Source organism: Pantoea sp. ACRSB (genome assembly GCF_022346905.1).
Taxonomy (GTDB): Bacteria; Pseudomonadota; Gammaproteobacteria; order Enterobacterales; family Enterobacteriaceae; genus Pantoea; species Pantoea piersonii.
This window is the reverse complement of the sequence record NZ_JAKRNL010000005.1, coordinates 157,881-170,759: the sequence shown is the minus strand read 5'-3', so window position 1 is coordinate 170,759 and position 12,879 is coordinate 157,881. Positions and strand designations below refer to the sequence as shown.

The 12,879-nt window shown below is 59.0% G+C and carries 15 protein-coding genes; 3 read left to right on the top strand and 12 right to left on the bottom strand.

Translation table 11 applies throughout. The features are described from left to right. Positions 1–30 precede the first annotated feature (30 nt). Entirely contained in the window at positions 31–1,014 is a 984-nt protein-coding gene (locus MHZ89_RS16060; protein ID WP_311783851.1) for an MDR family oxidoreductase, read from the top strand. Here the strand turns inward: MHZ89_RS16060 and MHZ89_RS16055 are convergent. From MHZ89_RS16055 to MHZ89_RS16030, 6 genes are all read right to left on the bottom strand, one after another. Beyond that, positions 1,011–1,520 carry a CinA family protein gene (locus MHZ89_RS16055; protein ID WP_311783850.1) on the bottom strand — a complete coding sequence of 170 codons (510 nt, stop codon included), beginning with the start codon at positions 1,518–1,520 and terminating at the stop codon, positions 1,011–1,013. The genes MHZ89_RS16060 and MHZ89_RS16055 overlap by 4 nt on opposite strands. Positions 1,521–1,616: 96 nt before the next feature. Next, complete coding sequence (locus MHZ89_RS16050) at positions 1,617–2,393, bottom strand: heme ABC transporter ATP-binding protein (protein WP_409373294.1); 777 nt, start codon at positions 2,391–2,393, stop codon at positions 1,617–1,619. Beyond that, a complete protein-coding gene (locus tag MHZ89_RS16045) occupies positions 2,393–3,391 on the bottom strand; it encodes an iron ABC transporter permease (RefSeq protein WP_311783849.1) in 999 nt (332 codons plus the stop codon). Before MHZ89_RS16045 ends, MHZ89_RS16050 begins: the two co-directional genes overlap by 1 nt. Next, positions 3,384–4,205 carry a hemin ABC transporter substrate-binding protein gene (locus MHZ89_RS16040; RefSeq protein WP_311783848.1) on the bottom strand — a complete coding sequence of 274 codons (822 nt, stop codon included), beginning with the start codon at positions 4,203–4,205 and terminating at the stop codon, positions 3,384–3,386. The genes MHZ89_RS16045 and MHZ89_RS16040 overlap by 8 nt, the downstream gene beginning before the upstream one ends. Then, entirely contained in the window at positions 4,202–5,233 is a 1,032-nt protein-coding gene (locus MHZ89_RS16035) for a ChuX/HutX family heme-like substrate-binding protein (protein WP_311783847.1), read from the bottom strand. Before MHZ89_RS16035 ends, MHZ89_RS16040 begins: the two co-directional genes overlap by 4 nt. 54 nt (positions 5,234–5,287) lie before the next feature. Then, entirely contained in the window at positions 5,288–7,645 is a 2,358-nt protein-coding gene (locus MHZ89_RS16030; protein ID WP_311783846.1) for a TonB-dependent receptor domain-containing protein, read from the bottom strand. Positions 7,646–7,887: 242 nt separating this feature from the next. On the opposite strand from MHZ89_RS16030, the gene MHZ89_RS16025 reads away from it, so the two are divergent. Then, positions 7,888–8,175 (top strand): SelT/SelW/SelH family protein, encoded by a 288-nt coding sequence (locus tag MHZ89_RS16025; protein WP_311783845.1) that lies wholly within the window; start codon positions 7,888–7,890, stop codon positions 8,173–8,175. Between the two features lie 10 nt (positions 8,176–8,185). Here MHZ89_RS16025 and MHZ89_RS16020 read toward each other — a convergent pair whose 3' ends face one another. The 4 genes from MHZ89_RS16020 to MHZ89_RS16005 all read right to left on the bottom strand — a co-directional run bounded on the left by MHZ89_RS16020 (position 8,186) and on the right by MHZ89_RS16005 (position 11,080). Further along, positions 8,186–8,722, bottom strand: a complete 537-nt coding sequence (locus MHZ89_RS16020; RefSeq protein ID WP_311783844.1) for a PadR family transcriptional regulator — start codon at positions 8,720–8,722, stop codon at positions 8,186–8,188. A gap of 83 nt (positions 8,723–8,805) precedes the next feature. Continuing rightward, positions 8,806–9,597, bottom strand: coding sequence for a siderophore-interacting protein (locus tag MHZ89_RS16015; RefSeq protein ID WP_311783843.1), 792 nt, complete (start codon positions 9,595–9,597; stop codon positions 8,806–8,808). A gap of 232 nt (positions 9,598–9,829) precedes the next feature. Then, positions 9,830–10,033: a hypothetical protein gene (locus MHZ89_RS16010; protein WP_311783842.1), complete on the bottom strand. Its 204-nt coding sequence runs from the start codon at positions 10,031–10,033 to the stop codon at positions 9,830–9,832. A gap of 183 nt (positions 10,034–10,216) precedes the next feature. Further along, a complete protein-coding gene (locus MHZ89_RS16005; RefSeq protein WP_311783841.1) occupies positions 10,217–11,080 on the bottom strand; it encodes a helix-turn-helix domain-containing protein in 864 nt (287 codons plus the stop codon). 187 nt (positions 11,081–11,267) lie between these two features. Here MHZ89_RS16005 and MHZ89_RS16000 point away from each other — a divergent pair, with 187 nt between their 5' ends. Further along, complete coding sequence (locus MHZ89_RS16000; RefSeq protein WP_311783840.1) at positions 11,268–11,414, top strand: hypothetical protein; 147 nt, start codon at positions 11,268–11,270, stop codon at positions 11,412–11,414. 291 nt (positions 11,415–11,705) lie between these two features. Here the strand turns inward: MHZ89_RS16000 and MHZ89_RS15995 are convergent, their stop codons facing one another. After that, positions 11,706–11,873, bottom strand: a complete 168-nt coding sequence (locus MHZ89_RS15995; RefSeq protein WP_120454651.1) for a DUF2474 domain-containing protein — start codon at positions 11,871–11,873, stop codon at positions 11,706–11,708. A 1-nt stretch (position 11,874) separates the two neighbouring features. Further along, positions 11,875–12,879, bottom strand: coding sequence for a cytochrome d ubiquinol oxidase subunit II (gene cydB, locus MHZ89_RS15990; RefSeq protein ID WP_120454654.1), 1,005 nt, complete (start codon positions 12,877–12,879; stop codon positions 11,875–11,877).

Genomic DNA, 12,879 nt, shown 5'->3' with positions numbered 1-12,879 from the left:
ACCGGCATATTTCCTATTGCCGGAGGCTGCATGTTTAAAGCATTAGTCATTGAAAATGATGAGCAAGGCTACCGCACTAACCTGAAAGATCTCAACGAATCCCAGCTGCCCGACCATGACGTCACCCTCGATGTCGCCTGGTCCACGCTGAACTATAAAGACGCGCTGGCCATCTGTAATAAGGGGCCGATTGTGCGGCAGTTCCCTATGGTGCCGGGCATCGATTTCGTCGGCCGCGTTACCGCCAGCCGCCATGCGGAGTGGCAGCTGGACGATGTGGCGCTGCTGACCGGCTGGGGCGTCGGCGAGAAACAGTGGGGCGGCCTGGCGCAGAAGGCGAGCGTTCCTGGCGACTGGCTGGTGGAGGTGCCTGCCACTCTGAGTCCGCTGCAAACCATGGCGATTGGTACCGCGGGTTTGACCGCGATGCTGTGCGTGATGGCGCTGGAGAAACAGGGCGTCACGCCCGATCGCGGCCCGGTGCTGGTCACCGGCGCCAGCGGCGGCGTCGGCAGCTTCAGCGTTAACCTGCTGGCACGCCTGGGATTTGAGGTGATTGCCGCCAGCGGACGCGCCAGCGATGAGGGCTATCTGATCGACACCCTCGGCGCGCGTTCAGTTATCGAGCGCAGCGAGCTGTCGCAGCCAGGGAAACCGCTGGCGAAAGAGCGCTGGGCGGCCGCCATCGACAGCGTTGGCAGCCATACGCTGAGCAACGTGCTGGCGTCAACCCAGCGGGACGGCGTGGTTGCCGCCTGCGGCATGGCGCAGGGCCTGGATCTGCCCGCCAGCGTCGCGCCCTTTATTCTGCGCGGCGTGACGCTGACCGGCGTCGACAGCGTAATGTGCCCGAAACCGCTGCGCCAGCAGGCGTGGCAGCGGCTCGGGGAACTGCTGAGTGACGATATTCTGACGCAGCTCACTACGCTAATACCGCTCAGCGAAGCGAAACAGGGCGCGCAGGATCTGCTGGACGGCAAGGTGCGCGGCCGCCTGATCGTTGACTGTCGTTAAGCGTTCTGATGCAGGGCGGCGTCGCGCAGCAGCACCGCAAGGCGCTCCAGCGCAAACTGCGCGCCCTGCTCCATCACCGATTTCGGCTCGCCCTCGAAGCGCCGCATCTCTGCCACCACGCTGCCGTCAGGCAGCGCCCAGCCAAACCAGATAGTACCCGCTGGCGTGCCGTCTTCGCCGCCGTCTGGCCCGGCATAGCCGGTAATCGACAGGCTGACCGGCTCGCCGGAACGTTCGCGCGCGCCGATCGCCATCTCGCGCGCGGTCTGTTCGCTGACGGCGGTATGCTCTTCAAGGGTCTCCGGCCGCACGCCCAGCAGCTGGCTTTTCGCATTATCGCTGTAGGTGACAAAGCCGCTGGTATAGAAGTTGCCGCTGTTTGCTACCTTCGCCAGCGTCATGCTGATCAAGCCGGCGGTGCAGGATTCGGCGGTCGCTAACCGCCACTCAGAGGAGAGAAGCCGCTCGCCAAGCTGTTCGGCGGCCTGATCTAATGCATCGTTCATACTTTGCTTCCCTGTTTGTGGATTCAGAATAGAAAGTATGGTCGAAAATCGGCGCGCCGTTAAAGGCTAACGCTATGAATAGTAAGCCAAACGGCTTCAGGCGCGCAGCCGAATGCCTGGTCTGCCGCTCTCAGGGTCAGGAGAAACGCGCAGGTCTGCCCGATACCAGCGCGTCAGCGTCTCTTCGGTCATCACCGCCTGCGCCGATCCCTGCGCCACCAGCCTGCCCTGATGCAGCAGCAAAATGCGATCGGCCCAGAGCGCGGCGAGGTTAAGATCGTGCAGCACAATGCACACGCTAAAATCTTTCTGGCGCGAAAGCCGATGCAGCAGGCGCAGCGCCTGCTGCTGCCAGAAGAGATCGAGCGCCGAGGTCGGCTCATCCAGAAACAGCCAGCCGCGCGGCGCGCCGTTCTGCCAGAGCTGCGCCAGCACGCGCGCCAGTTGCACCCGCTGCTGCTCACCGCCGGAGAGCTGTCGATAGTCGCGTTCGGCCAGTTTTCCGCAGTCGGTCAACGCCATCACCTCTTCGACCACGGCTTGCGTATCCCCGCCAGGCCAGGGCGCGCGGCCCATCGCCACCACGGCAGCAGCGGGTAAAGAGAAGGCGACCGGATTCTGCTGGCGCATTACCGCGCGCCGCTGCGCCAGACTCGCGCGCGGCCATTCGGCTAAAGACCTGTCGCCCAGCCGACACTCGCCGTAATCGGGCGTCAGAAAGCCGGTCAGCATACGCAGCAGCGTCGATTTGCCTGCGCCGTTCGGACCAATCAGCGCCACCAGTTCGCCCGGCACCAGCGACAGATCCAGCGAATCGATCAGCAGCCTGCCACCCCGTGAATAGCGCAGGTTGCGCGCCTCTAACTGTTCCACTATTCCACTCCTCGCTGCTGGCGCAGGATCAGCCAGAGAAACCAGGGACCGCCCAGCAGGCTGGTCAACAGGCCCACCGGCATTTCGGCAGGCACCACTATGGTGCGCGCCAGCGTATCCGCCAGCAGCAGCAGGATGGCGCCCGCCAGCGCCGAACCTGGCAGCATCCAGCGATGATCGCTGCCGAGACAAAAGCGCATCATGTGCGGCACCACTAAGCCGACGAAGCCGATAATGCCGCTTACCGAAACCGCCGCGCCCACCAGCAGCGCACTCAGCACCAGCAGCTGCCGCTGCGTGCGTCTGACATCAATCCCCATATAGTGGGCATCCTCTTCGCCCAGCTGTAGCAGATTGAGATGGCGCGCGCGCAGCAGGGTCAGCAGCAGCGACGGCAGGATAAAGGCGGCACACACCGCCAGCATCGACCACTGCGCCTGGTTCATGCTGCCCATTCCCCACAGCGACAGCTGGCGCAGCTGCTGGTCGTTGCTCAGCCAGGAGAGCACCCCCACCACCGAGCTGCACAGCGCGTTAATCGCGATGCCCACCAGCAGCAGACGCGCCAGATTGCCCAGCGCCAGCCGACTGAGGCTAAAAATCAGCGCCATCACCGCCAGGCTACCGAGAAAGGCCGCCAGGGTCGGCAGCCAGAGCGCCAGCAGCGGCGGCAGCGCCAGCGGCAGGCTAATGGCGATGGCTACTGCCAGCCCCGCGCCGCTGCTGATGCCGAGCAGGCCGGGGTCGGCGAGCGGGTTGCGAAACAGCCCCTGCATCACCGCGCCGGAAACCGCCAGCGCCATGCCGATCAGCACCGCCAGCAGCACGCGCGGCAGGCGAATATTCAGCCAGATCTGCCAGACCATATCGCTGAGCGGCGCCTGCCACAGCGCGCGCAGCGAGAGTGTCATCGCGCCCAGGTTCGCCGCTATCGCCATCGCCGCCAGCATGCTAAGCAGCATCAGTGCCAGCCAGCGCAACGCGGTCGGGTTAGCCATGTTGCGCCGCTTCCGCCGCTTTACGCAGCTTAACGATCGCGCCCGGCGTATCCAGACCAAAGCCGAGCAATGCCATCTCATCGATCACCAGCAGGTTTTTATGCTGGCCTGCGGGCGTCAGCGCCAGGCCAGGCAGTCGCCACACCTTCTCTTCATCGCCTAAGGTTTTTAGCCCGTCGCTGCCGATGACCACCAGATCCGGCGCGGCGGCGATAATGCCCTCCTGCGACAGCGTCTGATAATGCGGCATCGTTCCCATTGCGTTGATTAAGCCTGCGCTGCGAATAGCGCCGTCGGCGGCGGTATCGCTGCCCGCCGCCAGCGACTTCATGCCGCTGTGCGTCATAATAAACAGCACCCTCACCGGCAGCGGCTGATTTGGCAGCGTCGCCAGCGTCCGGTTAACCCGATCCGCCAGCGCCTGCGCCTCCTCATCGCGATGCAACGCCTTGCCGATGGTGGTGATTTTTTCAGGGATAGCCTTGAGGCTGTTCTCGCCGGTGACTTCCACCACCTTTACGCCCGCCTGGGCGATCTGCTGCAACGCCAGCGAAGGTTTAGCCTGCGCGCTGCTCAGCACCAGCGTCGGCTTTAGCGCCAGAATGCCTTCGGCGTTGAGCTGACGCATATAGCCGATATTCGGCAGCCGCTTCGCCAGCGCCGGATGCTGACTGGTGCTGTCGCGCGCCACCAGCGCCTGCTGGCCCCCCAGCGCATAGACGATCTGCGTGACGTCGCCGCCGATGGAGATAATGCGCTCCGCTGCAAACGTCGGCAGCGCCAGCAACAGCAGCCAGGGGATCAGCCGTTTCATGCCGCCTCTCCCGCCGCGCTCAGTGAAGTCACCTGCTCGCGCCAGCGCGTCTGCTCCGGTGTGCCTTCGCTGCGCTGGCCGTAGAGCTGCGCGATCTGCGTGCCATCGGCGGCGAACAGCTCCAGGCTGGTGACGAAGCCGTCGCCGCTCGGTTTGCGCGTCACCCAGCTCTCATGGATGCGATCCGCCATCAGATGCAGCGTAAAGTTTGAATTGAATACGTTGAGCCAGTTTCCTGTCGGCACGACCTTTTCCAGCGCGCCGGTGAAGATTTGCGTGCAGCCTCGATTGCCGACGAAAATCATAATTTCATTCCCCTCCTCCTGCACCTGCGCCAGCAGACGCGCCAGCGAGTTGTTATCCACGCGCCACGCCAGATCGTCTCCCGCCGCGCGGAACGCCTGCAGCCGTGAAACGTTATGACGTTTCAGCAACCGGAAAAACTGGTGCACGTCAGTCATGGCGCGCCACTCGCTGTCGAGGGCGGCGGCGTCGAAATCGCAGGCGAAATTAGCCGCTTCCGCCGCCTCGACTCTCAGCTCGGCGGGCGCGTTATCAACAAAGCGCGCAATCAGCACCTGCCAGGTGTTCATATCGGTATGGTCGGTGGCGTAGATTTTCAGTACCGCGTCGCCGTAACGGTCAAAGATCTGGATACTTTGCCGCTCGCCGCGCGCGCTCTGCTCGCGCAGAAAGAAAGCGCTGCGCCACTGGTCAGGGAAAAACCGCAGGTCGAGCGCGCGTGGATTAAGCACCAGCCCGGCGTGGTCGCCCAACCTGACGTTCTGGTAATGGCCAAGGTGCTCATGCACCGCATAAGCATTGCGGGTGATATTTTTCGTTTCGCCAACCGCTTCCAGCGCCAGCATTAGCTCGCGAAACTGCGGCTTCAGCGGCTGCGCCTCATGGCCGACGCGGGCGTGGCACAGCTCGGCTTCGCTGATGCCCATCAGGGCCGCCAGGTCGCGGGCATATTTTTTCGGATGTTCGCTTTTCACTAGCTGGTACTGCTGCCAAAGTGGGTTCATTGCGCGTTGCTCCCTTCAGAAAGCGCCCTGCGCCTGCGCAGGGCGGACGAGTGATTAAAATTCGACGTTAACGCCCAGTTGATACGTACGGCCCGGCATTACCGCCAGCGCCACATCATTGCGATCCTGCGCCGTGTCGGTGGTCAGCTGGCGGCTGCTGGTGTAATCCCAGTATTTGCGGTCGGTCAGGTTATAGACGCCGCCGCTCAGCCGGACATTTTTCGCAACCTGCCAGTAAGCGGTAGCATCCACCATGCCATAGCCCGGCACGCGCATATATTCGCTGGTGGAGTCGGTAATCGCCGAACCTGTATTGCTGTAGCTTTCGCGGTTGGTCTCGGTGGCGCGCTTGCCTTTAACAAAGGTCGCGGTAACGGCGGCGCCATAGCCGCGCTGCGCATCGTCCCACGCCAGGCCGACGATCGCCTTCAGCGGCGCGACGCTGTCGAGATCGACATATTTGTCGCCCGTGTAGTTCGATTTTGACTTCCCTTCGTTATAGCCCAGCGCAAAGGTGGCGCTCAGCCCGTCGACCGGCTGAAACCAGGTGCCAAAGTTAACTTTGGTCGTCAGTTCGGCGCCGTAGATATAGGCTTTATCGCGGTTTTCCGCCTGGTAAGAGGTGTAGATATTGCTCGGCACGTTAACAAATTTTTCAGGGTTGCCAGAGCGGGTGTAGCGCGTGTAGGCGATAAAGTTTTTGTACTGGTTGTAGAACAGCGAGGTATTCACCGTGACGCCTTCCGTCACCTGGCCTTTCAGACCCCATTCAATATTATTGCTGGTTTCCGTTTTCAGATCCGTGTTGCCGATCAAGGCATACTGGGCGGTGCCTGCATAGCTGGCGCCCATATTCCATGAGCCGTAAAGCTGGCTGGCGGTCGGGAACTGCACGCCACGCTTGTATTGCAGGTAAGTAATCAGCGCAGGCGTCAGATCGTACTGGAGGGTGAGCGACGGCAATACCTTAGTATCGCTGTTGCCGGAGCCGTAAAGCGCTTCCAGCTGTTCTGCGGCCAGCACGCTGCTGCCGGAGGCGAGATCGGAGAGGTCGCGCGGTTTGGTGTTCTGGTACATCACGCGCGCGCCGGGGATCACCGCGAAGTTATGGCTGGCGAGGTCGAAATTGATTTTGTCCTGGACGTAGCCCGCTACGGTATAGCTGCGACTGTCGGCCTGCGGCTGCATAATCGCGCCAGCGTTACCATACGACGAGGCTGAGGTAGAGCGGAACGGACGCTCGGTTTTTTCCCCGCGGGCGTTAATACCGGCGCTCAGTTCATGACGGCCCAGGGTTTTAGTGGCGCGGGTGTCAAAGCCCAGGCTATCGGTGTTGTAGTCCGACCAGACCCTTTTATAAGCGCTGGCGCTGCTCGGCATCCAGGTGTTGTCGTGCGACTCGGTTTTCTGCCAGTAGAGTCGCGTGGTCAGCGTATCAAGCAGGTCATTGTAAGGCGTCCATTCATCCCCGAGGCTGACGCCGAAGCGGCGCGTATCGCTCTGCTGCTGCGTGGTACCCCAGACGGCAGTGCCGGCACTGCTCCAGCCATCGTAGTGGGTATGGTTAGTTTTTTGGTAGTAGTCAAAAGTGGCGCTCAGCTTATGCCGATCGTTCGGCTGCCAGATGCCTGAGGTCATAAAGGCATCAGAGTGCCAGTTGGCCGGATAAGATGCTTTCACGCCGCTGTTGTTTCTGGTTTCCTGACCGTCACGGCGGCTGTAGACGAACACCCCGCGCAGCTCGTCGTCGCCCGCTGCCGCCGTGATGCCGTTGTGCCAGCTACGGTTAGAGGAGTCGTATCCGCTCTGATAGCCGAAATAGGTGTGTTTGCTGCTGCTCAGGTAGTCATCGGCGCTTTTGTTATGGAAAGAGACGTTACCGCCGATAGCGGTGTTAGGCTGGCTGACCGCCGTTGCACCCTTTTCAATATCTATGCTGCCGAACATATAGGGATCGATATAGTCGCCGCGACCAATACCAAAAGTGTTATTGCCGACGCGGCTGACATAGGGTCGGCCTGTGGCGGTCGGTAGCGGAATGCCGTCAACGTCGAGTCCGACGCGATTGCTCTCCAGACCGCGAATGTTGTAGCCAGTGTAGCCTGCGCGGTCGAAGCCGCTTTTACCTACTGAAGAGCCGCCTGCCGCTCCGTTGGCGCTGATTAACGGCTCGTAACGCATAATAGAGCCGAAATCGTTCGCCCCGCGTTTCTGAAGGTCATCGGCGGTAAGAGTGGTTTTATTTCCCGCGTCAGGTTTCGGTGCGGTAACGGTCATCACAGGCTCGCTGCTGTTTTTTTCAGCGGCAAGCGTATCGCTGTCGGCATAGCCGCAGGCTACGTGAACTGAAGAGGCCAGCAGCGCAATTTTGCAAAGCCGCTGTTGGGTCAATCCCTGAAACATTAAAGACATAAGCGCAAATACCTTTATAAATGTTAGTATTCGCTCACTTACTTGCTATCAGTAGTCAGACTACGGTTTCGCACATAAAAACCGTAAAAAGAAACACCGTTTTTATTATGATTAATTACGCAAGGACTGTAATGCAAGTGGGAATCATTATCAACTAGGTGCAGGTTAAGATGTATCTTATACCGCACAATTTGCTAATCTGCGCGTTACGTCATTGACTACTGCCACTGTGGAAAATCGCCATGACTGAGAAACCCACCATCACTATCCACTACTGCACGCAGTGTAACTGGCTGCTGCGCTCCGCCTGGATGGCACAGGAACTTTTACATACCTTCGCAGACGATCTGGCGGCAGTCACGCTCCGGCCCGGCACCGGCGGGGTTTTCGTGATTACCATTAATGATGAAATTCTCTGGGAGCGTAAGCGCGACGGCGGCTTTCCAGACGCGGCGGCGCTAAAGCAGCGCGTGCGCGACGTCTGCTTCCCGGAGCGTTCACTGGGACATGTGGATAAGAAGAAAAGCTGAGAAAGAGGCTTTAGCTGGCGGCGATCTTATCCGCCGCCGCATTCAGCGCGTCGACGATATTCTCCAGCGCTTCCGGCGTAATAGCTTCCTGCGACAGGCGGTTATTCAACACGGAACGAATCCGATGGATGGCTTGCTCTACATCAGGAATGCTGCGGTTGTTGACCAGGATAGCCAGCGAGGAAAGACGCTCGATAATATGTTCGACAGATGCCTGCTGTTCTGCCAGCAGCGCACGTCCCGCCGCGTTCAGCGTATAGGCTTTGCGCGAGGCCTGCGAATCCACTACGCGGATAGCGTCCATCTCCTCCAGCAGCGTCAGGTTAGGATAAATAATGCCGGGGCTGGGAGAGTATTCCCCTTTGGAAAGCTCTTCGATTGATTTGATTAGCTCGTAGCCATGCGCATCGTTTTGCGCCAGAAAGTGCAGCATTAACAGGCGAATATCGCTGGCATCCAGCATCTTCTCACGACGTTTACGGCGACCGCCGCAGCCACCGCGCGCGGGGGAATCCTGATGACACGAGAAAGCCGGATCCTGTTTCATTGCCTGCCTGAAGGGGGAGTATTGTCGGGAGGGAGATAGTAGTCCGCCGCCTGGCAAAATTCAACACGGGCGGCGGCGGCGGCTTATTTTGCGTGCCAGTAAGCGACGGCGCGCACAAAGGTGGCATCCAGGCCGCGACGCTCGACAAAATAGTCGCCGAGCGCTTTCGCGAAGTCGCCTTCGCCGGTCAGCCAGATAAAGTAATCTGACGACGGAACGGCGATGTTATCCAGCGCGGCGATAAGCGCGTCGAGTTTATTCGCCTCTGCCGCGCCGCTCCCGAGCCAGTGGGCATTCACGCCGGTTAAATCGGGCAGATAGTCGCGCCCGGTCGCTTCATCTACGCAGGCGAACAGATGCAGCTCCTGCGCCTCGATAGCCGCCTGACGGCGCTTAAAGGCAGGCAGGCCAGTTTCATCGCAGACATAGAGCTGAAAACCGTAGTCGGTCGGCACCACCAGCGAACCACGCGGGCCGCCCATAATGAGCCGATCGCCCTCTTTCGCCTGCTGCGCCCAGTTGCTGGCGACGCCGCCGTCGTGGATGTAAAAGTCGAGCGTTAGCGACGCTTCGCCGTCGAAGGCGAGCGGCGTATAGTCGCGCGCTGGCGGACGCGCGCCATTCGGCCAGACGATGCCGTCATCAGTCATCTGCGGCAGTTGCTGAGCGTCGTCGCTGTTCTGCGGGAAAAAGAGCTTGATATGGTCGTCAAAGCCCGGCGAATTAAAGCCTGCCAGATCGCTGCCGTGAAAGGTGACGCGCCAGAATTCACCCGCAACCAGCGTTTTGCTGGCGACGGTAATATGGCGAAAACGCAGCTCGTTGCGCACGCGCTGCGGCGCGCGGCTTCTGGACGCTCTGTTGTCGGAATGCATAGGTTCTCCTTTTACGAAGCCGGTTAGCGTCGCCGGCTGCGGACGTCAATGCGTAAGAAAGTCAGAAATGATTCTCATTTGAGACGCTCAGATTACTCATGATATATCTTACGCGCAAGGATCGATTGTGCTATTTCCGCGCAGCCGAACGGGCACGCAGGCCAGCGCCTGCATGCGAAAAGTAAAGGAGAAAGAGTAAAGCGAAGGCGCGCTGAACCGGCGCGCGCAGCGATCAGACGTTGTCGTTTAAGGCGTCTGAGCTGAAGTGCTTCTGCGAATGCTGCGGCAGCGCGTTATCGCCCTGGATTTCGTGCTGGGTCGGCTGGGCATGCGGATGCAGACCAGCAGGCGGCGTAAAGGGTTCAGCCATCTGAGCGCTGGCAAAGAGCGGCAAAGCAGCAAGCGCCGTAGTAAGTAACAGCGAAGAAAGTTTCATGATTGTCGTCGTTTTATATCTGGTTCGGAAAGAACCTGAAAGGCAGATGAATATCCAGTCCGGCCAGCCTTATGCACGATATACGCATAGCTTCTGGGTTAAGGCAGGAATTTTACGCCAGAAAGCGCTTCTGTTTTATAAAATCGTGCGGTTTATCACGTTTCACCGCACGAAAAGCTGCTGTCAGCTCTGGGTGACAGGCACAGAGAAGAGACCCACCAGCGCATCAGGCGTTGAGGCTTTCATATCCAGACGCAGCAGATCTTTTCCCTGACGGCGCGCGACGCCCAGCGCGGGCAGATGCACGTAGTAAAGATCGGCGATAAAGCGCGTCAGCTGTTCCGGCGAGCCTTGCCATGAGAGAGTGGCATAAAGGCCGCGCGCCGACGTCCAGTTGACGATATTCGGCCCCAGAATATCGGCGTGCTGACTCTCCAGCGCCTGGAACAGACTGATATGCTGCTGTTCCGCTGAGTTGCCAGGGCCATACTGAAAGCCGAGCCAGCCGCGATCGACCTTTTGACCAGCCAGACGAACAAAGTTGCGCGCCTGCTGCGCAACGGTCTGCGCATGGTCGCGCACGTAGTCGCCGAATTTACACTCCCACTCAATCAATTCGCCGCGTAGCTGTAGCTCATCGCGCTCTACCAGCTGCGCCTGCATCATTTCGCCATGAATAGAGATAGGCCCGTGAAAACTTTTCAGCTGCAGGTCAGGTATGCGGCGGAAAGCGCCCGGCGTGAGGGAGAAATGATTCTTGAACACGCGGGTAAAGTTCTGCTGGTTATCAAAACCAAAACGCACCGCGATATCGATCAGCGGCATGCGGGTCAGACGTAGCGCCATAGCGGACATCGTCAAACGACGCTTGCGCGTATAGGCCGCCAGCGTCTGGCCGGTCATCTCTTTAAACATGCGCTGCATGTGCCATTTGGAGTAGCCGGATTTCAGGGTAATCAGATCGATATTGAGATCGTCGGTCAGATTCGCCTCTATCCAGTCAACCAGATCGCTGATGTACTGTTTTTTTACGTTCAGGCTGAGCATTTCTGTGAGGATCGTAGAAAGTATTGCGAGATTAGTCACATAATCATAACAAAAACGTCTTACGCATGTAAGAAAGGGTAAAGAAAGCGCAAGCAAAGCGGCTGTAAAAGGCATTTAATGCTTAGCCTGGTAAGCAAAAAGGCTAGCGGAGCTAGCCTTCAGGTTACAGGTGACGATGGGGGGTAGCATGGGCAAAAAAGCAAAGCCCCCGCGAAAGAACTGCCTTCAACAAATGACAATCGCACCCATGCCTGAAACGCTAATGGCACAGGCAGAAAAGCAAAGCCCCGCGAAGGAACTGCCTTCAACAAATGACAAGCGCACCCATGCCTGAAACGCTAATGGCACAGGCAAAAAAGCAAAGCCCTCGCGAAGGAACTGCCTTAAACAAAAGACAATCGCACCCATGCCTGAAACGCTAATGGCATGGGCAGAAGAGCAAAGCGTCCCGCGACAGGGATGTCGCGGGCCGAGCGAGCATGGATGCCTTGAGCGACTTTGCGATCGGCCCATGCCATTGGCGTCAGCACCAGCCCTGCCCCAGCATCGGCCTAACCCCTATCCCTGCCCATATAAAGGCATAAAAAAAGGCTGGCAACGCCAGCCTTTACATCAACCAAAACTGTTAGTGACTTCGCATACCTGCTGCGGTCATCATCATCCGGAACAGCATGGCCACGACACCGAGCGCCAGCACGCTTGCTCCATAGATCACCACCAGCCACAGAATGCGTTTCCACAACGGGGCTTTGGCTTCATTGTGGTTTTTCATGCTGTCGACTTCGGTTCGCATATCAATGGTATCCTTCGTCTGCTTTGACTTTCCCGCGAAACACGTAATAGCTCCAGAAGGTGTAGCCAAGAATCATCGGAATAATCAACAAACTGCCTACCAGCATAAAGGCCTGGCTAATCGCCGGAGACGCTGCCTGCCAGATAGTAACGGAAGGCGGAATAATATTCGGCCATACGCTAATGCCAAGGCCCGAAAAGCCAAGGAAAATCAGCGCCAGCGTCAGCAGGAACGGCGAATAGTGCGCCTCGCGCTTAATGGCGCGAATAATGCCCCACGAGCAGAGCAGCACCAGCACCGGAACCGGCAGGAACCAGTAAAGGTTCGGACGGGTAAACCAGCGCTGCGCGATAGCATCATGACTGAACGGCGTCCACAGGCTGATAATACCGACCACTACCAGCAGCGCGATCACCAGCGGCGTCGCCAGCGCAGACATCTTACGATGCAGCTCATGCTCGGTTTTCATAATCAGCCAGGTACAGCCCAGCAGCGCATAGGCGATAACCAGACCCACGCCGCAGAACAGCGGGAACGGCGCCAGCCAGTCCATTGCGGAACCGCTGAAATGACGGCCCGTCACCTGAATGCCGTCAAGCATCGCGCCAACCGCCACGCCCTGGCTAAAGGTCGCCAGGATAGAGCCTGCCACGAAAGACTTGTCCCAAAACGCGCGGTGCGTTTCGGTCGCCTTAAAGCGGAACTCAAAGGCAACGCCGCGGAAGATCAGGCCAATCAGCATCGCCGTCAGCGGAATAGAGAGCGCATCGGCGATCACGGAATAAGCCAGCGGGAAAGCGCCATAGAGACCTGCGCCGCCCAGCACCAGCCAGGTCTCGTTGCCATCCCATACCGGCGCGACGGTATTAACCATCATGTCGCGCTCGACCGCATCCTTATTAAAGGGGAACAGCAGCCCGATACCGAGATCGAAACCGTCCATGACGATATACATCAGGGTGGCGAAAACAATAATCGCGAACCAGATAATGGAAAAATCGATCAT

Bases quoted from the DNA above. Each gene is read 5' to 3' on its own strand.
- MHZ89_RS16060 (WP_311783851.1), top strand. From the start codon at position 31: ATGTTTAAAGCATTAGTCATTGAAAATGATGAGCAAGGCTACCGCACT.
- MHZ89_RS16055 (WP_311783850.1), bottom strand. From the start codon at position 1,520: ATGAACGATGCATTAGATCAGGCCGCCGAACAGCTTGGCGAGCGGCTT.
- MHZ89_RS16045 (WP_311783849.1), bottom strand. From the start codon at position 3,391: ATGGCTAACCCGACCGCGTTGCGCTGGCTGGCACTGATGCTGCTTAGC.
- MHZ89_RS16040 (WP_311783848.1), bottom strand. From the start codon at position 4,205: ATGAAACGGCTGATCCCCTGGCTGCTGTTGCTGGCGCTGCCGACGTTT.
- MHZ89_RS16035 (WP_311783847.1), bottom strand. From the start codon at position 5,233: ATGAACCCACTTTGGCAGCAGTACCAGCTAGTGAAAAGCGAACATCCG.
- MHZ89_RS16030 (WP_311783846.1), bottom strand. From the start codon at position 7,645: ATGTCTTTAATGTTTCAGGGATTGACCCAACAGCGGCTTTGCAAAATT.
- MHZ89_RS16025 (WP_311783845.1), top strand. From the start codon at position 7,888: ATGACTGAGAAACCCACCATCACTATCCACTACTGCACGCAGTGTAAC.
- MHZ89_RS16020 (WP_311783844.1), bottom strand. From the start codon at position 8,722: ATGAAACAGGATCCGGCTTTCTCGTGTCATCAGGATTCCCCCGCGCGC.
- MHZ89_RS16015 (WP_311783843.1), bottom strand. From the start codon at position 9,597: ATGCATTCCGACAACAGAGCGTCCAGAAGCCGCGCGCCGCAGCGCGTG.
- MHZ89_RS16010 (WP_311783842.1), bottom strand. From the start codon at position 10,033: ATGAAACTTTCTTCGCTGTTACTTACTACGGCGCTTGCTGCTTTGCCG.
- MHZ89_RS16005 (WP_311783841.1), bottom strand. From the start codon at position 11,080: ATGCTCAGCCTGAACGTAAAAAAACAGTACATCAGCGATCTGGTTGAC.
- MHZ89_RS16000 (WP_311783840.1), top strand. From the start codon at position 11,268: ATGGGCAAAAAAGCAAAGCCCCCGCGAAAGAACTGCCTTCAACAAATG.
- MHZ89_RS15995 (WP_120454651.1), bottom strand. From the start codon at position 11,873: ATGCGAACCGAAGTCGACAGCATGAAAAACCACAATGAAGCCAAAGCC.
- cydB (WP_120454654.1), bottom strand. From the start codon at position 12,879: ATGATCGATTTTTCCATTATCTGGTTCGCGATTATTGTTTTCGCCACC.